Source organism: Kordiimonas aestuarii (genome assembly GCF_025574465.1).
GTDB lineage: Bacteria > Pseudomonadota > Alphaproteobacteria > Sphingomonadales > Kordiimonadaceae > Kordiimonas > Kordiimonas aestuarii.
Map to the genome: position 1 here is coordinate 118,103 of NZ_JAOBPP010000020.1, position 23,220 is coordinate 141,322.

At 55.0% G+C, this 23,220-nt stretch carries 22 protein-coding genes and 2 tRNA genes; 17 read left to right on the forward strand and 7 right to left on the reverse strand.

The features are described from left to right. The first annotated feature begins 32 nt into the window (after positions 1 to 32). From OEU85_RS09900 to OEU85_RS09930, 7 genes are all read left to right on the forward strand, one after another. The gene (locus OEU85_RS09900) at positions 33 to 584 is read left to right on the forward strand and encodes a cold-shock protein (RefSeq protein ID WP_262691313.1); all 552 of its coding nucleotides are present in this window, start codon (positions 33 to 35) and stop codon (positions 582 to 584) included. 40 nt (positions 585 to 624) lie between these two features. Continuing rightward, the gene (locus tag OEU85_RS09905) at positions 625 to 1,092 is read left to right on the forward strand and encodes a DUF192 domain-containing protein (RefSeq protein WP_262691314.1); all 468 of its coding nucleotides are present in this window, start codon (positions 625 to 627) and stop codon (positions 1,090 to 1,092) included. A gap of 10 nt (positions 1,093 to 1,102) precedes the next feature. Further along, on the forward strand, positions 1,103 to 1,552 hold the full coding sequence (locus tag OEU85_RS09910) for a PaaI family thioesterase (RefSeq protein ID WP_262691315.1): 450 nt from the start codon (positions 1,103 to 1,105) through the stop codon (positions 1,550 to 1,552). Between the two features lie 31 nt (positions 1,553 to 1,583). Further along, positions 1,584 to 2,012: a hypothetical protein gene (locus OEU85_RS09915; protein ID WP_262691316.1), complete on the forward strand. Its 429-nt coding sequence runs from the start codon at positions 1,584 to 1,586 to the stop codon at positions 2,010 to 2,012. An 82-nt stretch (positions 2,013 to 2,094) separates the two neighbouring features. Beyond that, positions 2,095 to 2,171: transfer RNA gene (locus OEU85_RS09920), tRNA-Pro, on the forward strand. Positions 2,172 to 2,403: 232 nt separating this feature from the next. Continuing rightward, positions 2,404 to 2,682: an ETC complex I subunit gene (locus OEU85_RS09925; RefSeq protein ID WP_262691317.1), complete on the forward strand. Its 279-nt coding sequence runs from the start codon at positions 2,404 to 2,406 to the stop codon at positions 2,680 to 2,682. 27 nt (positions 2,683 to 2,709) lie between these two features. Continuing rightward, positions 2,710 to 2,786, forward strand: a tRNA-Arg gene (locus OEU85_RS09930). Here the strand turns inward: OEU85_RS09930 and OEU85_RS18620 are convergent. Next, positions 2,745 to 3,911: an ATP-binding protein gene (locus OEU85_RS18620; protein ID WP_394805411.1), complete on the reverse strand. Its 1,167-nt coding sequence runs from the start codon at positions 3,909 to 3,911 to the stop codon at positions 2,745 to 2,747. The genes OEU85_RS09930 and OEU85_RS18620 overlap by 42 nt on opposite strands. 21 nt (positions 3,912 to 3,932) lie before the next feature. On the opposite strand from OEU85_RS18620, the gene OEU85_RS09945 reads away from it, so the two are divergent. From OEU85_RS09945 to OEU85_RS09955, 3 genes are all read left to right on the forward strand, one after another. Then, on the forward strand, positions 3,933 to 4,262 hold the full coding sequence (locus OEU85_RS09945; RefSeq protein ID WP_262691320.1) for a hypothetical protein: 330 nt from the start codon (positions 3,933 to 3,935) through the stop codon (positions 4,260 to 4,262). A 21-nt stretch (positions 4,263 to 4,283) separates the two neighbouring features. Beyond that, positions 4,284 to 4,568: a hypothetical protein gene (locus OEU85_RS09950; RefSeq protein ID WP_262691321.1), complete on the forward strand. Its 285-nt coding sequence runs from the start codon at positions 4,284 to 4,286 to the stop codon at positions 4,566 to 4,568. 423 nt (positions 4,569 to 4,991) lie between these two features. Then, entirely contained in the window at positions 4,992 to 5,228 is a 237-nt protein-coding gene (locus OEU85_RS09955; RefSeq protein WP_262691322.1) for a hypothetical protein, read from the forward strand. A gap of 200 nt (positions 5,229 to 5,428) precedes the next feature. Here the strand turns inward: OEU85_RS09955 and OEU85_RS09960 are convergent, their stop codons facing one another. Further along, on the reverse strand, positions 5,429 to 6,949 hold the full coding sequence (locus tag OEU85_RS09960) for a bifunctional metallophosphatase/5'-nucleotidase (protein WP_262691323.1): 1,521 nt from the start codon (positions 6,947 to 6,949) through the stop codon (positions 5,429 to 5,431). A 214-nt stretch (positions 6,950 to 7,163) separates the two neighbouring features. Here OEU85_RS09960 and OEU85_RS09965 point away from each other — a divergent pair, with 214 nt between their 5' ends. The 4 genes from OEU85_RS09965 to OEU85_RS09980 all read left to right on the forward strand — a co-directional run bounded on the left by OEU85_RS09965 (position 7,164) and on the right by OEU85_RS09980 (position 12,870). Further along, entirely contained in the window at positions 7,164 to 8,357 is a 1,194-nt protein-coding gene (locus tag OEU85_RS09965) for an amino acid aminotransferase (RefSeq protein WP_262691324.1), read from the forward strand. A 47-nt stretch (positions 8,358 to 8,404) separates the two neighbouring features. Next, entirely contained in the window at positions 8,405 to 8,701 is a 297-nt protein-coding gene (locus OEU85_RS09970) for a DUF4031 domain-containing protein (protein ID WP_262691325.1), read from the forward strand. 290 nt (positions 8,702 to 8,991) lie between these two features. Next, positions 8,992 to 9,792 (forward strand): DUF599 domain-containing protein, encoded by an 801-nt coding sequence (locus tag OEU85_RS09975; RefSeq protein ID WP_262691326.1) that lies wholly within the window; start codon positions 8,992 to 8,994, stop codon positions 9,790 to 9,792. A gap of 174 nt (positions 9,793 to 9,966) precedes the next feature. Beyond that, positions 9,967 to 12,870: a TonB-dependent receptor gene (locus OEU85_RS09980; protein ID WP_262691327.1), complete on the forward strand. Its 2,904-nt coding sequence runs from the start codon at positions 9,967 to 9,969 to the stop codon at positions 12,868 to 12,870. 71 nt (positions 12,871 to 12,941) lie between these two features. Here OEU85_RS09980 and pepF read toward each other — a convergent pair whose 3' ends face one another. Next, a complete protein-coding gene (gene pepF, locus OEU85_RS09985) occupies positions 12,942 to 14,834 on the reverse strand; it encodes an oligoendopeptidase F (protein ID WP_262691328.1) in 1,893 nt (630 codons plus the stop codon). Between the two features lie 187 nt (positions 14,835 to 15,021). On the opposite strand from pepF, the gene OEU85_RS09990 reads away from it, so the two are divergent. The 3 genes from OEU85_RS09990 to OEU85_RS10000 are packed head-to-tail and all read left to right on the forward strand — an operon-like array spanning position 15,022 to position 19,251. Continuing rightward, on the forward strand, positions 15,022 to 15,663 hold the full coding sequence (locus OEU85_RS09990; protein WP_262691329.1) for a carboxypeptidase regulatory-like domain-containing protein: 642 nt from the start codon (positions 15,022 to 15,024) through the stop codon (positions 15,661 to 15,663). A 2-nt stretch (positions 15,664 to 15,665) separates the two neighbouring features. After that, complete coding sequence (locus OEU85_RS09995) at positions 15,666 to 17,996, forward strand: putative bifunctional diguanylate cyclase/phosphodiesterase (RefSeq protein ID WP_262691330.1); 2,331 nt, start codon at positions 15,666 to 15,668, stop codon at positions 17,994 to 17,996. After that, positions 17,983 to 19,251 (forward strand): hypothetical protein, encoded by a 1,269-nt coding sequence (locus OEU85_RS10000; RefSeq protein ID WP_262691331.1) that lies wholly within the window; start codon positions 17,983 to 17,985, stop codon positions 19,249 to 19,251. The genes OEU85_RS09995 and OEU85_RS10000 overlap by 14 nt, the downstream gene beginning before the upstream one ends. On the opposite strand, the gene OEU85_RS10005 is transcribed toward OEU85_RS10000, so the two are convergent. Genes OEU85_RS10005 through sseA form a run of 4 tightly spaced genes read right to left on the reverse strand, consistent with a single transcriptional unit; the run spans position 19,248 to position 23,078 of the window. Further along, positions 19,248 to 20,366, reverse strand: coding sequence for a molybdenum ABC transporter ATP-binding protein (locus tag OEU85_RS10005; RefSeq protein ID WP_262691332.1), 1,119 nt, complete (start codon positions 20,364 to 20,366; stop codon positions 19,248 to 19,250). The two genes, OEU85_RS10000 and OEU85_RS10005, sit on opposite strands and share 4 nt — an antisense overlap. Next, the gene (modB, locus tag OEU85_RS10010; protein WP_262691333.1) at positions 20,324 to 21,010 is read right to left on the reverse strand and encodes a molybdate ABC transporter permease subunit; all 687 of its coding nucleotides are present in this window, start codon (positions 21,008 to 21,010) and stop codon (positions 20,324 to 20,326) included. Before modB ends, OEU85_RS10005 begins: the two co-directional genes overlap by 43 nt. After that, on the reverse strand, positions 21,007 to 22,206 hold the full coding sequence (gene metC, locus OEU85_RS10015; protein ID WP_262691334.1) for a cystathionine beta-lyase: 1,200 nt from the start codon (positions 22,204 to 22,206) through the stop codon (positions 21,007 to 21,009). The genes modB and metC overlap by 4 nt, the downstream gene beginning before the upstream one ends. After that, the gene (gene sseA, locus OEU85_RS10020) at positions 22,203 to 23,078 is read right to left on the reverse strand and encodes a 3-mercaptopyruvate sulfurtransferase (protein WP_262691335.1); all 876 of its coding nucleotides are present in this window, start codon (positions 23,076 to 23,078) and stop codon (positions 22,203 to 22,205) included. The genes metC and sseA overlap by 4 nt, the downstream gene beginning before the upstream one ends. Positions 23,079 to 23,220: the final 142 nt, after the last annotated feature.

The following is a 23,220-nucleotide window of genomic DNA, read 5'->3' on the forward strand; positions in this document are numbered from 1 at the left end:
CTAGTGCGTGAAATTCCTAAGGGGGGAATAGTATGGACGGCCGTAGTACGATCTGTTCTGAGGAACGGCCCGAGGAAATTGGCCAGCAGGTGACTGGCAGGGTCAAATGGTTTGATGCAGTCAAGGGGTATGGCTTCATTGTCCCGGATGACGAGGATGGTGACGTGCTGCTGCACTTCTCTGTTCTGCGCAATGTCGGCCGCCGTTCCGTGCCTGAGGGCACTACCGTGATTTGTGAAGCTGTGCACCGTGATAAAGGCCGTCAGGCTATCCGAGTGCAGTCGCTTGACCTTTCTACCGCGGTCGCGCCGGAAGACCTTGGACGCTCTTCATTTTCTCACCCCGGTATGGAAATCGACGTTTCTCCCGAGTTCGAGGACGTTGTGGTAAAGTGGTTCAACCGCACCAAGGGCTACGGGTTTGTGTCCCGCGGGGAGGGGACCCAGGATATCTTTGTGCATATTGAAACCTTGCGCCGGGCCGGACTGACTGATCTCGAGCCAGCACAAGAAGTGCGTGTGCGTATCGGGACCGGAGAGCGTGGCCCGCTAGTTGCGCAAATAGCGTTACCCGGTGACGCGTAGGCAAAAGCGCAATGCACACCCGGCATGGGAGACAACAGTGATGTCAAAAGCACGGATGATGATAACAGCCGTGCTTTTGTGCTTTCTGGCAGTCCCTGCCTGCGCAGGACCTGCCAGCGATGACCAGACGGTTACTGTCGAGACATCATCCACCTCACACCGCTTCACTGTCGAACTTGCACTCAATGATCAGGAACGCGCGCGCGGCCTTATGTACCGTGAGGAACTTGAGGCTGACAAAGGCATGTTGTTCATCTTCGACGACTCGGCCCCTCGCTCCTTCTGGATGCGAAATACCTATATCCCGCTTGATATTATTTTTATACGCGCCGACGGCAGGATATTGAATATTGTGCGCGAGGCGCGGCCGCGCACGGATACGCCCCGTCAGTCCGTCGGGCGAGCGATCGCTGTGCTCGAGATCGCTGGCGGCCGTGCGGCTGAACTGGCTATCAACGCGGGTGATTATGTACGCCATCCGCTGATTGACGGCTGGCAGGCCCGGTGAGGCCACTCCTATGACAGCCAACGCCAGAAAAGCGACCGCCGAAATGGTCGCCGATGCCAACCCGCCCGATGGCTATGAGGCGATATTGTCCAATAGCCCCTTTGGGTGGGAAAATGGTCCCATCTTTGAGCGTATAACCACCGACGGCAAGCAGCGGGGGTTTCGTGTAGCGGAAAAGCACATCAATGCAGGCGGAGCCTGCCATGGCGGCATGATCATGACATTTGCCGACATCTTGCTGGCGACCGCTGTTTTTGAAATTTCAGAACCTCCCTTCGTGACTGTGCGCATGACCACAGATTTCATTGGCCCGGCCTTCAAGGGCGAATGGCTGTCGGGTACCGCATCGGCGGTGGTTGCCGGTGACGGAATGGTTGCGGTGAAAGGTATAATGAGGGTAGATGACCGTGTTGTTGCGGCGGCAAGCGGCCTTTTTAAGGCGCTTCGGTTCCGGGGCTGACGTTTCTGACATCCAATAAGGTAATAGTTTCATGGCGCATCATAAAATTTATCAGGACTTCCTTGGCGTTTGGGAACTGGAACCGGAAACATGTATTTACCAGCAGAGTGAGCCTCCCAGGGCTGGTTATTATATCATTAGCGAGGTGCGTGAGGGCTTGCATTTTGAAATGAGCTGGACCGACGCGGAAGGTGAACAACATACCCACAGCTTTACCGGTGTTCCCGATGGCACTGCGCGGCCGTTTGCAGGCGGGGAGCTTGCGGATTCTCTTTCGGTAACAGCACTCTCGGTCACGGAATTGAATACAGCGGCCTATTTCAAGGGACGGGAATTGATGTCGGCGAAGCGCCTTTTGCTGCCGGGCGGAAACCATATGGAAGTGTTGCAGGCAGTGCATTTGCCAGATGGTACGACACCAACCAACATCGCGCGATATTGCCGTAGACTGCACTCCTGAGCAGGGCGGATTTTATGTTGCGATAAAAATTTCATTTTTCTTCTTGCATTCATGCGGACGCAACATTAGAAAGCGCGGGCGTCGGGGAGTGGCGCAGCCTGGTAGCGCACCTGTTTTGGGTACAGGGGGCCGGAGGTTCGAATCCTCTCTCCCCGACCACTTAACCGCCAAGTGGTTCAGAAGACGGTCCGGCCTTATGGTCGGGCCGCTTTTCGTTTCAGGGCGGGAAAAGTTTATTGCTGCTTTTCTATGTTCCATTTCCGAAAAGTTTGGGATAGTGTGCGCTTCCGTTTGGCAGGGTATATTGCCCGTCACGCACACAGGATTTAACACGCCTGAGCATCCGCTGATGCGGGACCGGCTCAGACAAAGGTTGGAAGGATAGAAGCCCGTGAAAGCGCGCATTTATCAACCCGCAAAAAACGCGATGCAATCTGGTACCGCTAATACTCAGAAATGGGTGCTGGAATTTGAGCCGGAACTTGCGAAAGATATTGATCCCCTGATGGGCTGGACCGGCTCGCGTGATATGCGCGGCCAGATCCGTATGACGTTCGCTACCCAGCATGAGGCGGAAGCCTATGCACAGCGCAACAGCCTGCCATTTGAGGTGCGGCCTGTTCATCGGAAAAAACGCCATATCCAAGCGTATTCCGACAATTTCAAGTAAGGTCGGTTTGACCGTCCTTGACGATGCGGTCCCGTAGCTCAACTGGATAGAGCAGCTGACTTCTAATCAGCAGGTTGGGGGTTCGAGTCCTCCCGGGATCGCCATTTTAATTCGCGTTGCCGGCCAACGTGGCTTTCCAGACAGCGCCGGACGTCTTCAATCTTTATTGGCTTGGTCAGGAACGCATCGATCCCAGAGCGGGCGCTTTCGTCGCGGGCTTCTTCCATTGCATCCGCCGATACGGCGACGATAGGCATGTGATTTTCGCCGTCTTCTCCGTCACGAATGGCACGTGCCAGCGCGAAGCCGTCCATATTCGGCATGCGAAGGTCAGTCAGTACAAGGTCATATCGGTTCTTTCCAAACTTATCGAGGGCCAGAATGCCGTCGTCCGCGGTGTCATAGCTGCAGCCCAATTCACGCAGAATTTTCCCGATCACAATTTGGTTTATGTGGTTATCTTCCACGACGAGAATATGCAATTGCGCGCCTTCAGGCTGGCGAAGGTCAACGGACGTGTCATGGTCTATGTTGCTTTTTCTGATGTCATCCGGCGTTTTTGCCAGCGGAAGCGAGATAGTCAGTGTGAAGGTGGAGCCATGCCCTTCTTTACTTGAGACACTGATTTCACCGGCCATAAGCTGCGCTAGCCGTCTGCATATGCTAAGCCCGAGGCCGGTCCCGCCATACTGCCGCGCGACGGAAGAGTCCGCTTGTTCAAATGGCTGGAACAGGCGATCAAGAACCTCACGGTTGATTCCAATCCCGGTGTCGGTAATTACCAGATCGATTGTGGCTTCATTGCCGTCAAGCTCAGTTGAGGTTGCTGTTAGGGTGGCTCCGCCCTGCTCGGTAAATTTGGCCGCGTTTCCAAGGAGGTTAAAAAGAATTTGCCGTATGCGGTTGGCGTCGCCATGCACGAAACGGGGCAGGTCAGGCGAGAGGTTGAGATTAAGGCTCAGGTTCTTCTGGTGAAAACTGGGTGCGAGCAGGTCTGCAACACCGGTAATCACGGCAGGCAAGTCAAAGTCGAATCTATTGATTGCAAGCTTGCCTGCTTCAATCTTGGACAGGTCCAGTATGTCATCGATGATCGTCAGCAGGGTTTCAGCGGACTGGTTGATGACGCCGACCAGTTGTTTCTGTTCCTTACCTAGTTTCCCACGATCCAGTATCTCTGCGACGGAGATAATGCCGTTCATTGGCGAGCGTATCTCGTGGCTCATCATCGCAAGGAAGCTTGACTTGGCTTGCGCGGCCGCTTCGGCCTTTTCGCGCGCGGCACGCAAGGTCTCTTCAATTTGCACTTGGTTGGTCACATCGACGAGAATCAGTTGCCGCGCCTTTTTCCCGTCCCATTCCACCGGGCTCGAGGCAAGGTCAAACCAGCGCGCCCTGTCGCCAGTCAAGTTGATCTGATGCCGGTCGACAACGGCAGTTTCTCCTCTGGCATCAAGGAGGTCTGCCGGGATGTGGGCCAGAATATCGGAAAAATGACCGCCGGAAGGCCACATGTCTTTGAAAGCTTCGTTGTGAAAGAGAACATCGGTGTTGGTGGTGATGCACATCGCTTGCGGTGACAACCGGATAACATCTTTAACTTGCTCGGCGCTGGCCAGCAGTCTTTGCTGGCGGTGGTCAATCTCGGTGATGAAGTATTTGACCGCCTCAGAGATTTCGGTGATTTCATCGTTATCTTCAACCGGTATTACGGCGGAAATACCGTCAGACTGAGCGTTTACTGCCTCCTTCAGATTGGTGAGGCGCCTTATGACCCGTCGGTCGATATAATAGATGCTGGCACCCGCAACAAAGATCGCGGTCAGCACAGTCAAAATAAGCCAGGTGATATCTTTTTCGGCCCGGATAATCAGGCTTTGTGTTGACATTTTGGCTCGTTCGCTCTCTTCGGCTGACAGCGTATTGGTTTCCCGTAACAATTCGCTGGCCAGGACACGCATCTGCCGCGCAAGTGCCTTGGAGCGCAGGTCAAGCTGATTGAAGGTGGAGAGCGTCGTAATAAGGCCACGATCTCCCGTCAGGCGAACTTTCAGTTGTCCCAGCCTGTCGGTAGCCGTTGGTCGTAAGACCGCAGGCAGTTGTGCAATGTCGCCCTCAAGAGCAGTCAGTTGGCGGTTGATCATCAAGATATCGCGGCGTTGCATGCGGACGTTGCTGCCTGGGGAAAGGGACGCTGACTGCAATACAAGCGCACGGACTGAATTTACCCAAAGCAGATATGCTGATCCGTCGCTTGGTGACGCCTGAAGATCATCAACGGCCCATTCGTTCAGTTTTTGGCGCTGGAAATGAAGGTCGTTTCCAGCATTGAGCTTGTCGTTGATGAGGTCATTCAGGTCATCAGCGGTGGTGGACAGGATCGACAGAATAGCCCGCAAGTCCTTTGTCGCCGCCACGGTCTCGCCTTCATTCACCAGCGTTGTTCCAACTTCGATACTGTCTTTGGTGGCGTCGTAAGCGATACGCCGCGCGGCCTGCACCTCGGCGGTCATCAAGCGCTCTGCGTTCTGGAGTATGTCTTCTAGCAACGTGGTAAGCTCCATCGTTGCAGCCAGCGACGGCAAGGCCTGATCAGACAGAATGTTTACCTGATCAGTGAATCGGCGTAGCGATGCGTAGGAGAGAACAGAGACGAACACCAAAAGCCCGAGCAACAGGCCAATCACCCCCTTTACCCGAAGACCCAGATGGCGCCGCTTATGGGTTTTATTTTTCCTCTGGGTGCTCATTCGGGCCTTGGCGCTGTATTATCTATCATTCGCCCCTCCACCGTTGGGGCAATCTGGCCGAGTTTCTCCGCATATTCGGCCACAAGGTCCCACATCGCGCGGTTGGTGCTGCGGTTTGACACGCGTTCCACATTTTTCAGCATCCCATAGCCGTCATTTCCTGCCGCCATAAAATCAGAAACACCAACAAGATAGTATTTTTCCGCTTCAAGCGGCTTGCCTGCGATCGCGATTTTTTGGATACGCTGGTCTTTTGGCCGGCTGCTGTCAAATATGATGCGCAGGTTTGATACCTGCAGCGCACAACCATCCGCCCTTCTTGCGCACTCCAGTCCGTGCTCAAGCGCCTTTTGAAGGGTAGCGCCTTTTATGTTCAGGAGGGTCGTGCGGTTGCCGAAGGGCAGTTCTCGCTGAATATTCCCTCGGCTTATCTCGGTGCCGGACGCGTATTTCCGGTTGCCTCTGATGGCGCCGCTATTGATAAGGACGGCCTCCGCTGCCAATTGATCGCGCAGGGCATCCGCAATGAAGTTGCCGAATGCGTTTTCACGCGACCGAACGCTGGTTCGCAGGGTATCAAACGAGGTGATAACTTTGGCGATGGGCGGGCTCAACCGCTCGCTCAGTCGTGTTTGGTATGATGTGATAAGGTTTGCAACCGATGGATCTGGCGAAAAGGTGGATATGTCGAGCATGGAAGCCTGACTTTGAAGTTTGCCCTCACTACTATGCCAGAGGTCGAGAACAAGGATCTTGCCGTCCAGCGCCCCTTCTGTATGCATTACGCCCTGATGATCGAGCGAGTGCGGGTTGCCAAAATTGTGGGTGTAGAAGATACCGTCAACTAATCCGGCGGCACGGTATTCGCTAAGATCGTCATAATCGGTATCAGCCATCAAGAACACTGCGTCAGCCCCCAGTTCCCGCAATTCTTTGCTGAGATCACTGACGGTTTCACTTGTGTCGCGGGGGTGGGCCTGATTGGCGCCATACTCAAAGATGGCGTTGTGGGACGTTAACGCAATAAAGCCTACCTTAAGGTTTGCGCCTTCGAGGAGGAAATAGCGGTCCGTGCCATCGATTTGCCGGCCCGTTTCGCGGTCGATGAGGTTCGAGGTTACAAAAGGAAAGGCGCTGGCGAGCGCGTTGACAATCAATTCATCGTAACCGTATGAGAACTCTTTTTTCCCGATGGCCATGAACTCGGGGCCAATTGCATTCAGAATATCGACCATATGGGCGCCTCTATCGAGGGCGCCAAGCACGCTAGGGCCAAGGGAGGCCCCGCCATCGATAAAATATGTTTCAGGGTGGGCGCGCTTTTGTTCAGCGATGGCCGTTGCCAGTTCGGCGAGTCCTGCGTTGTCCTCTGGCTGGACGATTTCAGGGAATGAGGAGAAATACAGGAGCCTGATGCCGTTATGCGGCTCTTCAGCCGTGACAGGGACAGCAACCCTTGTGCACAAGAAGACGACAAGCAGAAGCTTGAGCGCGGAGTGGGGTAGAGAAGCCATCATAAGGTTCATCCAACTGGGTTTTCCGCATCTTTTCAATGGAATATTAAATTTAGTTTAATTCTGACAGGATCGCAGAAATTCTTGTCGTAGATGGACGCTAAAAGCTTGAACGATGGCGCGGTATGGCTAGTGTACAGCCTTGTATATTGTATGAGCTTCATTTAGTTTCATTTGTAACAAAATGAAGCGAGTTAATTTCAGATGCAAGGGGCTGATGATGTTTTCCCACCTTACCAAGCTGCCAGCTGACCCGATCCTCGGTCTTTCCGCGCTGTTCAAGGCTGACAGCAATCCGGAGAAAGTCGATCTTGGTGTTGGCGTCTATAAGACGGCGGATGGCCGGACACCTATTCTCGGTGCGGTGCAGCAGGCGTTTGCGCGTCTATCCAAGGAGGAAGGGAGCAAGGTTTATATCGCTCCAAGCGGCTGGCCTGGGTTCACCGATGCTTGTGCGAAGCTGGTGTTTGGGGAAGACCTTGTGTCTGACCTCGGTGATCGTCTTGGTGCCATTCAGACACCAGGCGGCTGTGGGGCATTGAGGTTGGCATTTGAACTGATCGCATTCTCGAAGCCGGACACCACCATCTGGGTAAGTACACCGACATGGGCAAATCATGTGCCAACACTGGCTGCTGCCGGTCTTAGCCACAAGCCATATGCCTATTATGACCAAAAGACAGCGACCGTTGATGTTGATGGCATGCTGGCGTCACTTGAAGGTGCCAAGCCTGGCGATGTGGTGCTGCTGCATGCGTGTTGCCACAATCCAACGGGGGCCGACCTGTTGCTGGCTGACTGGAAACGGGTGGCTGAGCTTTTGCGCGCCAGAGAACTGGTTCCCTTTCTTGACATGGCATATCAGGGTTTCGCCGCCGGACTGGAGGAAGACGCGGAGGCAGTGCGGATGATTTTTGCGTCCCAGCCTGAGGCTCTGTTGTCTTACTCGTGTTCGAAAAACTTCGGCCTGTACCGCGAACGCACAGGCGTCCTTTTCGCCAAAGGTGAGCAAGCTGCCGCACGGGACGCCTTTGTCACCAATCTGGCGCAGCTCGCGCGCGCCAACTATTCCATGCCGCCCGCGCACGGTGCAGCACTTGCGACGACGGTATTGGAAGACAGTGATCTTCGGGCTGACTGGATCATGGAATTGTCGTCGATGCGGGACCGCGTCAACGGCCTACGCCGTGGTCTCGCGGACGCGTTTGCACGTGAAGGCTTTGGGGACCGTTTTAGCGGCGTAGCGCGGCAAACCGGTATGTTCTCTCTTTTGAGTTTGTCGCCCGAACAGGTCGCGATGGTTCAAAAAGACAAGTCGATCTACTTCCCGGCGAATGGCCGTATCAATGTTGCAGGCCTGACTGACGAGAATATCCCATATGTGGCGCGCTCCATCGCCAGCGTGCTTTAGCAACGGCCTGCCTTGTGTGGGGCAGCGTTTTTGGGCATCGTTGACCCATGGCCGTTTTCATTGATCCACCATGGGATTGGGGGCACCGCTTCGGGCCGTCGTCGCATCTTCTGTCTGACTTGGCGGGGGTGGATGGAACCTGCGAACTTACAGCCTTCGGCTACGATATAGGCCTGATGCCTGCATGGTTGCAGTATGCTGGCAGCGCCAAGGAACATTTTGACCTGTTTGGACCGCGTATTGAATGGGCTTTGGATGCAGGCGCCGTTCTTGTCCACCGGCGGGAGTTGGTGAAAATCATCAGGCTGAAACGTGTTTTCTATTTGCCCGGGTCGCCACAGTAATCGGACGAGATCCTTGGGAGCCAGGCGATCAGGTCGGGGCGATCGTACAAGCTCCACAAGGGAGTGGAATGCCATGTGGGAGCCCTGACCAAATTTTTTTGTTTCAAAGATAAAGGTATTCAGTCCTGCCGGGGGCCCGTTTCCTGTGCGCTTGATCAGATATGCGCGGTCGGTTGCGTTTCGGACGCCACGAAATGACATGTGTGTACCAGCGGCAACATGGGTGATAACCATGCTGAATAAAACAGCCAAAACGCGCATGCCTTTTTTCCCTGCTTACGGCGAGGGGTATGTTAGCTGCAGGCGGGCGGCATTGCTCAGTCGATGTCAATTTGGCCTTGCCGTTTCGCGGTACGGCTGCTGTTATAGAGCGCAAGCGGCCAGAGGATGAGATGATGCATTTCTTCGACTATATGAGCAACATGGATGTTATTGCGCTGGGCTTCTTCCTCATTATGATCGGGGTGTATACCCTGGTCACGGATCATAGCGCGCTGAGAGCCAGGTCTATCTCCGCCGCGATTGACAGGCAGCGCGAAAACTGGATGCAGGAAGCCAGACGGCGTGAGTTTCGCATGCTGGATAGCTCCATCCTTGGCGTGTTGGTGTCAGGTGTCAGCATTTTTGCCTCTACCAACATCTTTGTCATTGGTGGTTTGATCGCAGGCCTGGCGTATAATGAAGAATTGAGCGCAGCCTTCTCCTCCGTACCCTTCGCGGCCCCGATTTCACCGGGGCGCTGGTCGATCAAACTCACCTTGCTACTGGGTATTTTTGTTTATGCCTTCTTCAAGTTCGCCTGGGCCATTCGGCTTGCGAATTATTGCGCCATATCAGTGGGGGCCATGTGTGACCCCGCTGACGCAGGGACCGATATAGCCTTGGCGCGCGCCAAGGCGGCGTCAAGGCTGGCCGCTCTGTGCGGGCACCACTTTAACCGAGGCTTGCGCGCCAATTTCTTTGGCCTTGCCGTGTTGGGCTGGTTTTTCAGCCCCACGCTATTTATGGCCGGCACGCTGTTTGTAGTGTTGATACTGCTGCGGCGTGAGTTTTTCTCAGGCGCGCTTGCCGCCGTTAAAGACACGCCCTGAACCCATGCTTGCGTTACCGCGATGCCACACCCGCGGTATAGTCTGCGGGCGTTAAAAAACGTTAATCATGGCTTAACCCTACGGTCACAATTGAGGCTGATCAAAAGGCGAGCCGTCACTCATGAAGTGTGCGGACACATACTCATAACCAATTTACAGGTTCAGGGAAAAGCCATGTCTTTTGATACGCAACGCACCAATTTGCGCCAGGCAGTGATGGCATCAGCCAGCGCGCTCGCGCTTCTCACCGCCACCGCTGCCCACGGTGCCGATGTCACCGGTCAGGTGAAAACCAGGAATTCCGCAACGTCGCTTGAAGGCGCGGTGGTCAAAATTGAGGAACTGAATCGTCGGGCTTCTACGGGCAGTGACGGTACGTTCCGCTTTGCCAACGTCCCGGCTGGCGAATATACCGTGATCGTTTCCTATGTGGGTGCCGAACCGCTGATGCGGAAAATCACAGTTACAGAAGAGGGAGGCAAGCTGGAATTTACCGTTGCTGGCAACGAAAAAGATATTGAGGAAATTTTTGTCCTCGGTCAGCGCGGCAGCCTCAACAGCTCCATCTCCAAGCAGCGCGCGTCTGATAATGTGGCCAACTTCCTCTCGGCGGATGCTGCTGGCAACTTTCCGGACCAGAACGTCACAGAAGCTGTGCGGCGTATCGTCGGCCTGTCGGTTGAAAATGACCAGGGGGAGGGGCGCTACGTCATTATTCGTGGCCTTGCCCCGAACCTGAGTTCATCGTCGGTTGGCGGTGTGCGCTTGCCGTCACCGGAAGGTGGTGACCGCAAGGTGGCCCTTGATGTTATCCCGTCTGAACTGCTTGAAACCGTTGAAGTCACCAAGTCCTTGACCCCTGAAATGGACGCAGACGCTATCGGCGGTAACGTTGATATCAAAACGCTTTCCGGATTTGATAAGGACGGCTTGTTTGTCAAAGCCAAGGCCGAAGGTAGCTATAACCGCCAGCAAGATGAGATCAATCCGAAATTTGGGCTGACAGTCGCCAACGCCTTTAACGAGCGCTTCGCCGTCGCGGGGTCTTTCAGCTTCTATAACCGCAAGTTCGGGACCGATAACATTGAGGTCGATGGCGATTGGCTGAACGAAGACGACGAAGATCAGGAAATCACCGATTTGTACCCGGAGGAACTGGAGTTCCGCGATTATGTGGTGGAACGTCGCCGCATTGGTGCTGCGCTGAACCTCGACTTCCGCCCAAATGAAGATCATGACCTTTATGTTCGTGGCCTTTATTCGGACTTCAAGGATACTGAACGTCGTAGCCGGATGGAACTGAAGCTCAGCGACGGTGAATTTGACCTTGATGCGTCCGATGTTGATAGCGGCTATGTTTACATGAACGGCATTGAAGCCGACCGGGACATGAAGGACCGTATCGAGACACAGAAGATCCTCAGTGTTGTTGCGGGCGGCGAAAGCCGTTTCAACGCACTGACGGCGACATACTCGGTCGCCTACTCTCGCGCTGAAGAAGCTGAACCGGACCGGGTTGATACCGATTTCCAGGGTGAAGATTTCAACGCGGGCATCGTGTTTTCTGACCGTATGATGCCAGGTTCCACATTCCAGTCGCAGGCCGACCTTGAAGGCCTTCGCGACCTAAGCTCTTATGAACTGGACACCATCGAATATACGGATAACGTCACCACGGATAAGCAACTCGCCTTCAAATTTGATCTCGCCTACGACACATATTGGGGCGACAATCCGGTGCAGTTGAAGTGGGGAGCCAAGGCCCGCTTGCGCGACAAGATGCTGGACGCGACCTTTATCGTTTATGAGGATCTCGGTGATTACACGCTCGCGGACTTCTCCACTACCATCGATTACCCACTTGATTATGCCATGGGTAACGTTGGGCCGAATACCGTTGCGTTGCGTGACTTCTTTGCGGCCAACCGTGGCAACTTTGAAGTGAATGATATCGACAGTGCGCTTGGTGATGAAGCGATCGAATATGATGCCACCGAAGACATCTATGCGACCTATGTGCAAGGCCGCATTGATGTCGGTAGCCTGCGGGTTGTTGGTGGCCTTCGCTACGAGTTCACCGATTTTAAAACCAACAGCAACTTCGTTTTCGCCGGTGAAGAGGTTGTGATCGACCCAGATACAGGTGTGCCTGTGTTGGATGAAGATGGTGATCCGGAAACTGATGACGTGCTGAATGTCAGCCCGGTCAGCCGCGCCCGTACCTATGACTATTTCCTGCCCAGTGTGAACCTGCGTTGGGAAGCCCGGGAAAACCTTGTGACACGTCTGGCTTACTTCCGCTCGGTCGTGCGGCCAAATATCAGCAAGGTCGTACCTACAGGCGTGATCGAGTATGAAGAAGAGGTTGAAGACGGCGAGGTAGAGCGTACGACAGAGGGCGAAATTGGTAACCCCGGGCTCGTGCCGATGTGGGCTCACAACTTTGATGCCAGCGTCGAATGGTACCCCAACAATGACGCGGTGATCTCCGTTGGCGTGTTCTACAAGGACATCCACAACTTTATCGTTGATCGAACGCTTGAAGAGGTCACCATCAACGGTGTGTATTTTGACGAAGTTGTGCGCCCCTATAATGGCGACAAGGGCACCATCAAGGGCGTGGAGCTGAACTACCAGCAAGCGCTGACGTTCCTGCCTGGCCCCCTTGACGGCCTGATTGTTGGCCTGAACTATACCTATGTGGACAGCGAAGCCGAGATTTTTGACGGGGAAGAAACACGGGTTATTCCGATGCCGAAAACATCCAAGAATATCGCCAACGTTGTTCTCGGGTACGAAAAAGGCCCGATCAGTGTGCGGGTGGCGATGACCTACCGTGATGAATATCTGGATGAGCTGAACGCCGGTGGCTTTGGCGACCGTTATGTGCTTGACCACACACAGTGGGATTTCTCGGCGGCATATTCGGTGACGGACAACATCAAGGTCTATGGTGAAGTTTCAAACGCCAACGACGCCCGTTTTCGGGCGGTTTACCGTAACGAGGACGGTGACTTCCTCATGCAGCATGAACAGTATGACTGGACAGCCAACATGGGCGTGAAGGTTAAGTTCTAGGATTGCGGGATTGAATGAAAAGAGAAAGGCGGGCTGAGTGGCCCGCCTTTTTTTGTTGGGATGGCATGGCGCTATTTGCCCATGCGGTCGAGGATTTTCTCCGCTTCATCCATCAACCGGTTCATACGGTTGATGAGCGTGGTGTAGGGTACCTCGGACGCGAGATCGATCTTGGCGCTTTTCAACAACTCGTACGGATATTCAGAACCGCCCGCTTCAAGGACGCGGATATAGTCATCTCGCGCGGTATCGTCTCCCGCCAGCATGCGCTCCGCAAAGGCGGTGCCGCCCGAGATCGAAGTCGCGTACTGATAGACATAGAAGTTGCGGTAGAAATGCGGGATGTAGGCCCATTCAACGCCATAGGTGTCGTCGATCTGCATCACGCCTTCTTCCTCGCCGTGATACTTGCGCAAAAGCTCCAGATACAGCTCGGTCATCTTCTTGCCTGAGAGGGCTTCGCCTTTCTCAGCCATCTCGTGAATGCGCAGCTCAAACTCCGCGAACATGGTTTGGCGGAAGAAGGTGCCGCGGATGCCTTCAAGCGCGCGGTCAATGTAATACAGCCGCTCAGCGTCCGGCAGGTCCTTGGCCAGCATATGCTCCTGCAGCAGTACTTCGTTGGTGGTGGAGGCAAGCTCCGCCGTGAAGGTGGTATAGCTGAAGTTCTCATACGGCTGGTTTTCACGACTTAACATGGTGTGTACCGCATGTCCCCACTCGTGGCTGAAGGTTGAGACATCTTCAAACCCGCTGTTATAATTGAGCAAGAGGTAGGGGTGTACATCGTAAGCCGAGCCAAACATATAGGCGCCCGGGCGTTTACCCTGTTGTGGGAAGACGTGCATCCACTGGCCTTCAAATCCCTTTCGCAGATGGCTCAGGTATTTCTCACCAAATGGTTCAAGTGAGACGAGGGTCATTTCCTTGGCGTCATCAATGGTGAACGTGCGGTCAAGCTGGGTTACTTCTGGATAGATGTCATAATAGTGCAGGTCATCGAGGCCCAGGAGGCGCTGACGCAGCTTGAGGTAACGGTGCATGGAGGGCAGGTTGTCGTTCGCGGCTTTGACAAGCGCGCGGTAAACAGCTGTCGGAATGTTGCTGCCTGATACAGCGCTTTCGAGCGCGTTATCATAGCCGCGTGACTTGGCGGTGAAAATATGCCCTTGCACGTGGGTCGAAAGCGTCGCTCCAAACATGGCTTCATAGGTCTTCCAGGCACCCCAGAATGTATCGAACACCAGCTTGCGGTCGTCGCGGTTCCCGACAGCGCGGTACTTGCTGTAAGCCGATTGGTTAAGCATCACCTCTTCGCCCGTCGACAGGGTTGCTGTGGGCCATGGCAGGCTGGCATTGGTCATCAGGCCATAAATCTGGCCAGGACCAGACAGCACATCACCGGCATTTGCCAGCACACTTTCGGCTTCCTCACCCAAGGTGTATTTTTCCTGCCTCAATGTGTCGCGCAGGGCGAAAGCGTGTTTTTCAAGGCCCGGTTCCTTAGCGATGAATTTTTCGATCTTCTTGCTGCCGACCTTGATCAACTCGGGCGAGACAAAGGCCGTTGCCTGGCTTAAGGACGAAAGCAGCGACTGCGCAAGGGTGCGGTGTTCCTGTTTTTCTGACACGCGCAGGTCTTCATCAGCGGCTAACACAGCATATACCAAAAGCCGGACAGCCTCTTTCTGCAGTTTGGAGATCTTGTCAGCGGCAGCCAGCAAGGTTTTCGCGTCCTGGCCCAGTTTGCCTTTGAATTTTTCGATTTCCTTCATTTCCGAGAGTACACGCTGGCGCTCCGCGTCCCAGGCTGCTGGGTCGGCATAAAGGTCGGTCAGATCCCATTCTATTTTTGCAGCATCGTCGGCAAGGGTGGCTTGAGTTGGTGCCAGTGCGGCTGTCATCAACGCTGTGGACGCAGCCAGCGCTATAAATGAGCGTTTAAAGCTTTTGGTAATCCCCATTGGTATATCCTCCCATTATTGTCGTGTTTAGCTTCGCTAATTGAACCACTTGGTACAAGATGCACAAAAGTTCACGCGCATTCTAAAACCAAACACGGTCCGCTTGCCATAACCAATAATTGATTGGTAGGCTGGCGGCAGATTTTGTAGTGATTATCTACTGTTGGGTGCAAATGGGGAGCAGCCTGTGGTGCGTTTTTTTCTGATACTGGTTTTGTGTTGTGCCTTTCGGTCTGTGGCAAGCGCGGCTGAACTGCGAGTTAGCGTCACCGCGGGCAGCGACGAGGCCGTAGGAAATGCCGTGATCAGCGTCAAGCCGCTTTCACCAAATCTGGAGATGCCGGAACCGGTAAATGCCGCGGTTATGGCTCAGCAGAATACCATGTTTGCCCCTTTTGTCCTGGCGGTGGCGGTGGGTACGGAAGTGACCTTTCCCAACATGGACGAGTTCCGTCACCAGGTGTATTCATTCTCCAAACCCAAGCGGTTCGAACTGCGCCTATATGGTCAGGACACGACCAACAAAATTATGTTCGATAAGCCCGGAGTGGTGGCATTGGGCTGCAATATCCACGATAATATGCTCGCCTTCATATATGTAAGTGAGCACCCCGTGGTGGGAAAGACGGACGAATCTGGCGACGTGGTCTTTTCAAATCTTCCGCCAGGTGGTTATGAGGTGCATGTCTGGCATCCTGACGAGCTACGTGGCGGGGATGACATGAAAATGGTTACACTCAGGGCGGATGAAGCCTCGGACATTGCCTTTTCAGTCAAGCTTCGGCCAGTGCGGCGGCAGCAACAGCCGCCTGCCGACGAAGGATACTGAGCATGCCCAAATTTAAGTTTCAAACCAAACTGACCATTGTCTATCTGGCACTTTTCCTTGTGGTGATGGGGGTGATCGCGCTGTTTTTCTATCGGTCTGTCACCCAAAATGTGCGAGACCAGATTCAAAATCAACTCGGGGCGTCGGCCCGTACCTTTGAACGTATTCTTGATGACAGGGTTGAGAAGCTATCAGGGAGCGCACTCTTGTTGTCGCGCGACTACGGCTTCCGGGACGCCATCAACAACCCTGACGATCAGGCCACTGTCACATCGGCGCTGCGCAACCATCGCGCAAGGCTTGGTGCAGACCTCGCCTACATTGTTGATCTGGATGACGAGTTGCTTGCCAGTGTCGGCGCTGAGGGCACTACTCTCACTGCAGCCCCCATTCCTGATGCCATGAAAATGGAGGCGGAGGAGAACGGCTCCGCGTCCCGTATGGTCGAGATCGGGGGCAGAGTATATGAACTTGTTGTTGTCCCCGTACTTGCCCCCATACCCACAGCGTGGATCGCGTTCGGGATGGAGCTTGATGAAGTTACTGCACTTGAAATCAAGGGGCTGTCACCGATCGATCTTGAAATCGCCTTTGTTTATCAGAATGACAGGGGGGAGTATTCTCTCGCTGGGGCGACGTCTGAAAGGGCGGCCCTCGAAGCGTTTCTGGCTGATAACCCTCCTGTTGATCCAGTCTTCAGCGCACAGTTCAACGGTCAGGACCATCTGTTTTGGCGGCTGCCGCTTCACGCCGTCGGCAGCGAAGCGGAAATCAGTGCGTTGCTCTACTACTCCATTGATGTCGCGCTGGAGCCGTTTGACCCACTGGTTGTCGCCATGGTTGGTATCCTCATTGGCGGTTTGCTGCTGCTGATTAGCGGCAGCGTTATTGTTTCGCGTGGTGTAACCCGCCCGCTGCGTCGCCTTGCAGACGCTGCGCAGCGCATTATCGCGGGAGAATACCAGGAAGTTGATGCCCCGATCGAAGGTGACGAAGTCGCTGACTTGACCATGAGTTTCAATCAGATGGTCAGCGCGGTGCAGGAACGGGAGAGCAAGATCCGCTTTCAGGCCTTTCACGATAATGAGACTGGCTTTCCAAATCGCCTGATGTTCGAGGAGATGCTTGATGAAACCATTGGCAAGAGCGAATCCTTTGTCGTGATTGTTGCCGAAGTTCAGCAGGTTCCGGAGCTGAGAAGCGTGCTGAACCATAGCAATGTGAACGATTTGATGGTCTGCGTCGGGGAACGGCTGCAACAGGTTGCCGATACCGGCATTGCGCGGCTGTCTACCGAAAGCTTTGCCTTCATCCTGGAAGATGCAAGCGAAGCTGAGACAGTTGCGTCGCTTGTCATGAACTCTTTCCTGACGCCGTTTGATGTGGCGGGGATCATCATTGACGCGCGGGCGAAGCTTGGCTTGGTGAAATACCCGGGTGACGGTGAAGACACGGCGCTGTTGCTCAGGCATGCCAATGCGGCTCTTGATAAGGGGCGCACAGTGCAAAAGGGTTATGCCTGGTATGATCCCGACAGTGACAAGTCGCAAACCCGGCGCCTGTCGATGATGAGTGAACTGAGAGTTGGCCTGAAGAACGGCGAGGTGCGTTTTGCCTATCAGCCAAAGCTTGATGTTGCGACGGGCAAGATTATGACGGCAGAAGCTCTGGTGCGGTGGATCAGCCCCACGCGGGGCTTTGTGCCGCCCGACGACTTTATTCCGCATGCGGAACGCACAGGTGACATCAGGCACTTGACGGAATGGGGCCTGCGCGCAGCGATCATGCAAGTGGCAGACTGGCGTTCCAAGGGCTTGGGCCTTGGTGTGGCGGTCAACCTGTCAACCAGCGACCTTATGAACCCTGGATTGCCGGGGCAAATATTGGTGTTGCTCAAGGAATTCGACGTTCCCGCGGGCAGCCTCAAGCTGGAGGTGACCGAGAGTGCTGTGATGCACGATATGGAACGGGCGCTTGAAGTGTTGAATATGTTGGCCGCGATGGGGCTGACCTTGTCGATCGACGATTATGGCACCGGCTACTCATCGTTAAGCTATATCAAACGCCTGCCCGTGAGCGAAATCAAGATCGACAAGTCATTTGTGATGAACCTTGCCAAAAGCGAGGAAGACAACATCCTGGTGCGGTCAACCATTGAGCTTGGGCACAACCTTGGTCTCAAGGTGACGGCAGAGGGTGTCGAAGACGAAGAGTCGGTCCGGCGGCTCAAGGACTTTGGTTGCGATACACTGCAAGGTTACCATATTTCACGCCCTATCCCGGCGTCGGAACTTGAGAAGTTTCTCAAGGAGGGTGGGTATGAAACGGTCTAATGTGACCGCACTGGCATTGTGGCCCCTGCTGATGAGCGGGGGTGCGGGCGCAGATGACCCATTCCCATCAATACGCTTCGATTTTTTGGCGGACGCGCGTGTTACGCTGGCGGATGGCGAGCCCAGTTGGTTCAAGGACTGGCTGGGTAAGGGGCGTTATGGTGGCACGCACTGGGCTGGCAACGACGTTGAGGGGTTGCGTCTGGCTGAGGCCTCAATCCTCGCCAAGGCAGAGATAAGCTGGGATCTCTCCGGCTTTGTGCATGCTAAGTTTGACCATGAGCAGGGCAAACCGCTTGACCTGGTTGAAGCTTATCTGGAGTACAAGCCCGCCCCGCGGTCGGCGATCAGTTATGAAGGCCGTTTGGGTCTGATGTTCCCGCACATCTCACGCGAGAATGTGGGCATGGCCTGGACCAGCCCCTACACAATAACGCCATCCGCTATCAATAGCTGGGTTGGCGAGGAGATACGGGCGCTTGCACTTGAGGGCAAGGCAAAATACCGATCCGGAGCGCACAGCCTGTCTCTCACCGCTGCCCTTTTCGGTTTTAACGACCCCGCGGGCACGTTGCTGGCGTTTCGGGGGTGGGCGCTCAACGACTATAAGGTCGGGGCGTTCAGTCAACTGCCGCTCGCAAACCTGCCTTCCATTGGCGCGGATAGTGACTTTCTCAACAAGCAACCGTTGTGGGTGCATCCGGTCAACGAAATAGACGGGCGGCCTGGCTATTATGCGTCGCTTGATTGGGATTACGCCAAGCGCTTGAAAGCCGGTGTGTTTTACTATGATAACCGCGGCGACCCAGAGGAACTGAAGCGCAAGCAATATGGCTGGGATACACGGTTCTGGAATTTTTACGCCGAAGCTGAGCCATTGCGGGGCATGAAGCTTATCAGCCAGTATATGACCGGGAGCACCAAAATGGGGCGTCAACGTTACAGGGGCATGTACCCGGTAGATGTTGATTTTGAGGCTGTCTTTGTGCTTTTGAGCCAGAAGTTTGAACGGAACCGCGTCAGCGTGCGGTACGACTGGTTTGCGACCGATGACAATACCTTCGTGGAGGAAGACAACAATAATGAATGGGGCCACGCGTGGACCGTGGCGCTATCACGGGAATTTCGCAAGCATGATCAGTTGATCCTCGAGTATCTGCAGCTTGATAGCTGGCGACCGGCCAGGAAAACCATCGGCTATGCAGCAGACCAGGAACAAAGCATTATTCAGATCAGTTACCGCTTGCGATTTTAGCCCGTACTCGCTTCGGAAATAAGCTCCTTTACGGCAACCGCCTTGATAAGCGCATACACGGTCATGCCCTCCTTCAGGGAAAGAGCGTTGAGCGAATGCGCTGTTATACGGCTTGAAAGCTGCAGGTCGGTCCCCTCAGGCACAAGCATCAGGTCGAAGCCACCCCGCGCGGGCGCGGCATGAACGAGGCGGCATTCTATCTGGTTGACGATGCTAAGGCCTTTGGTGTGCTCCAGCGCAATGGCGACATCGTGGGCGAGTATACGCAGCCTCAGCAGGCTACCCACCGTTTCTCCATCGTCAGGAAGCCATAATCTCTGCGGTCCGAGTGTGCATGAGATCATGCCACTCTTACGTTCCGAAACTTTTGCCGAAAGCAATTGGCCGGCGTCATCAAGGTGCAGCAACGATGCTGTTTCGGGCCTGGAAAACACTTCTTCCAGTGGTCCGGTGATTGTCGCCCGCATATCCTGCATCAAAATAGCGCTGTCGGCGGTGTGCAGCATTTCGTCGGTCTGGTGAGTGATCATCAGAATGGGCAGGCTAGCTTTCCGGTTCAACTCGCGGATCAGTGCCATCATCTCCTTGCGGCGAAGGGGGTCCAGCCCATTCAGGGGTTCGTCAAGTATCAGTAAGGCAGGGTTGCACGCCACCGCGCGTATAATTGCCGCCCGCCTCGCTTCCCCGCCGGAGAGCGTATGGGGACGGGCATCCAGAAGCTGGCGGATGCCAGCCCGTTCGCAAAACATCATCAGGTCGGCTTCCGAGATACGGCCCATGAAGGTGATGTTTTGATAAAGTGTGAGATGCGGGAAAAGGGTGCTGTCCTGCGGCACCAGCGCTACCTCGCGCGCCTCAGGTTTGAGGTTTATGCGCCTGTCTGCGGCGAACAGGGTTTTCCCGTTGAGCGTGACGGTGCCACCATTCGGTCTCTCAAGTCCGGCTATCAGACGGGCGAGGGTGGTTTTGCCAGCCCCCGATGGGCCGATGAGTGCGGTGACACCGGGGGGGAGGGTAAAACGAGCCTCGCCGTCGTACTTGCCAAGCCTCCAGGTAATATCCACGTGGCTTTTCATGACAGGCCCCGTTTGCGTCTTGCGCGGCGTGTCAGCCATTCTGATATCATCAGGCTGGCAAAGGCGGGGACGAGGCAGAGAAGCGCAAGGCGCGCCGCCGCCGCTTCGCCGCCCGGTGACTGCGCGGCGCTATAAAGCGCCAACGGCAGTGTTTGGGTAAGGCCGGGGATGTTGGCGGCAAAAGTAATCGTGGCGCCGAACTCGCCGATGGCGCGCGCAAAACCAAGAGCAACGCCAGAAAGGATACCAGGCACCGCAAGCGGCAGGCTGATCCGCCAGAAACGCTGGCGGGCCGTGGCGCCAAGTGTTGCTGCGACTTCGCGGTAAGCCTTGGGTTCCGCTTCAAATGCCTGTCTGATCGCGCGGATCATCAACGGGAGCGCCATCAATCCGCTTGCAAGTGCGGCGCCTTGCCATTTGAAGGCCGGGCTCAGGCCAGTGGACGCAAGCCAGCCACCCAACACCGAATTGGGTGCCAGCAGGACAAGAAGCAGGTAGCCGACGACAACGGGCGGCACCACAAGGGGCGCATGCACCAGTACCTCGACCAGTGATTTCCCGTAGAAGTCGCGTCGGGCCATGGTGTGGCCGATGACAATCGCTAGCGGCAGGCTGACGACAGTTGCCCATATCGCAACTTTGAAACTGAGCAAAAGCGCCTCAATCTCAAAGTTGCTGATCATCCGGCAGCCTGTTTGTTGATATGCGCCGCGTAGCGCTCAAGGCCGGCTTCAAGCTCGGAAATCAGGTCGTCGGTGTCTTCAAGCCCGATGTGGAGGCGAACAACAGGGCCTTCTGCTTCCCATTTGGTCACACTGCGACTGTCGCGCGGGTCACTTGGCAGGATCAGGCTTTCATAGCCACCCCAGCTAAAGCCCATCTTGAATAGCGTCATCTCATCCACGAGGGCGGCGGTATCTGGATAATCTCCGCCCTTGAGGATAATGGAAAACAGCCCGCTGGAACCGGCGAAGTCGCGTTCCCACAGCTCGTGGCCGGGGCAATCTTCAAATGCCGGATGCAGGACTTTCGCCACCTCCGGTCTTCCTTTCAGCCACGCTGCGATCTTGAGTGCATTTTCCTCATGCACTTTTAGGCGCACCCCAAGTGTACGAATGCCGCGCGAGGCAAGGAAGGCGTCATCCGGTGAACAGGTCTGTCCAAGCTGGTATGCGGTGCGCTGCAGGGACCTGAATGTACGTTCATTCGCTGTGGCACTGCCGAGCATGATGTCGGAATGACCGCCGATATATTTGGTGACTGCATGAATGGAAATATCCGCCCCCATATCCAGAGGCTTCAACAGCAATGGGGTTGCCCACGTATTATCAACCACGACGAAAATATTGTTCTCTTTCGCCGTCTCGATAATGGCGGGGAGATCCTGCACCTCGAACGTCAGGGAACCGGGGCTTTCGGCCATTACCAGCCGGGTATTGTCGCGAAAGAGGGTTTTGATCTCATCGCCGATCAGCGGGTCATAATATTCCGCCTCCACACCCATCTGGCGTAACAGCCCATTGGCAAACGTGCGGGTCGGCTCATAAGCACTGTCGGTGATCAGGATGTGATCCCCGGTACGCACGAGCGACAGGATGGCACCTGTGATCGCAGCGACACCACTCGGGTACAGCATGGTCCCCGCCCCGACTTCAAGCTCGGTGATCGCTTCTTCCAGTGCCCATTGGGTTGGCGTGCCCTTGCGGCCATAAAACAGCTGTTTCGCACTTGGGTCTGCGCAGCGTTCACGAAGTTCGGCATAGGTTTCAAAAAGACAGGTGGAAGCCCGGTAAACCGGAGGGTTCACCACACCGTGGCTCCACTCCTTGCGGCGACCGCTTGTGATCAGTCGGGTGTCTGTCTTTTTTGTGTCTGTCATATGCTCTCCGCGGGGCCAGTCTCGATGGGCAGGCCGATGTCACTGCCCCATTCACTCCATGAACCGTCATAGATCGCTACATCCTGTTTGCCAAGGCTTGCAAACGCAAGTTTAAGGACACAGGCGGTAATGCCCGACCCACATGAGGTAATCACGGGTTTGGACATATCAACACCCGCAGCTTCGATTTTGGTGCGAAGCTCTTCCGTGGGAAGCAGGGTATTGTCATCCGCGAACAGGGCGGCAAACGGTATGTTGCGGGCATGGGGAATATGGCCTGACCGCAACCCTTTACGTGGCTCCGCCACTGTGCCTTCAAACCGGGCGCAGGCGCGGGCATCAACAACCTGCTCCTTGCGTGACTTAAGCGTCATCAGGATATCATCGGTTGTGCGCATCAGTGCCGGCATAAACCTGGCCTGATACATTGTTGGCTCGCTTGACGTTGGCGCGGATGTCAGGGGCCTGCCTTCGGCGTGCCATTTCCTGAGGCCGCCATCAAGTACATAAACCTCGCGGTGGCCCATCACGCGAAAATGCCACCAGACCCGGGCCGCAGAACGGACGTCACTGTCATCATAAATGACGAGAATATCGTCGTTGGAGATTCCCAGCTTGCGGACTGATTTCTCAAACTGGTCAACGCGCGGCAGGGTGTGGGGCAGGGATGAGGCTTTGTGAGAGTTTTCATCAATGTCGAAGAAAACAGCCCCCGGAATGTGGGCCTCATTATATTCTTTCTCGGCGTTCCTTTGGCTGTCAGGCATGTGCCAGGACGCATCTACCGGAATGATAGAGCCACTGGTTGATGTCTGCCCAGGGTCGCCAAGGCGCGACGCCAGCCATTCCGTTGAAACGAGGGGTGATGTCATACTGGTTTCCTGTTTCTGTCAGAAAGGCGTAACCCTATTGCGTCTTGCAGCAGCATACAACGGGTCATATGGCATGGCAGGCCTGCATTTATCTCATGGCTGTATGGCGCGGAATGCATGGTTTTAGAACTAAAGCATGATA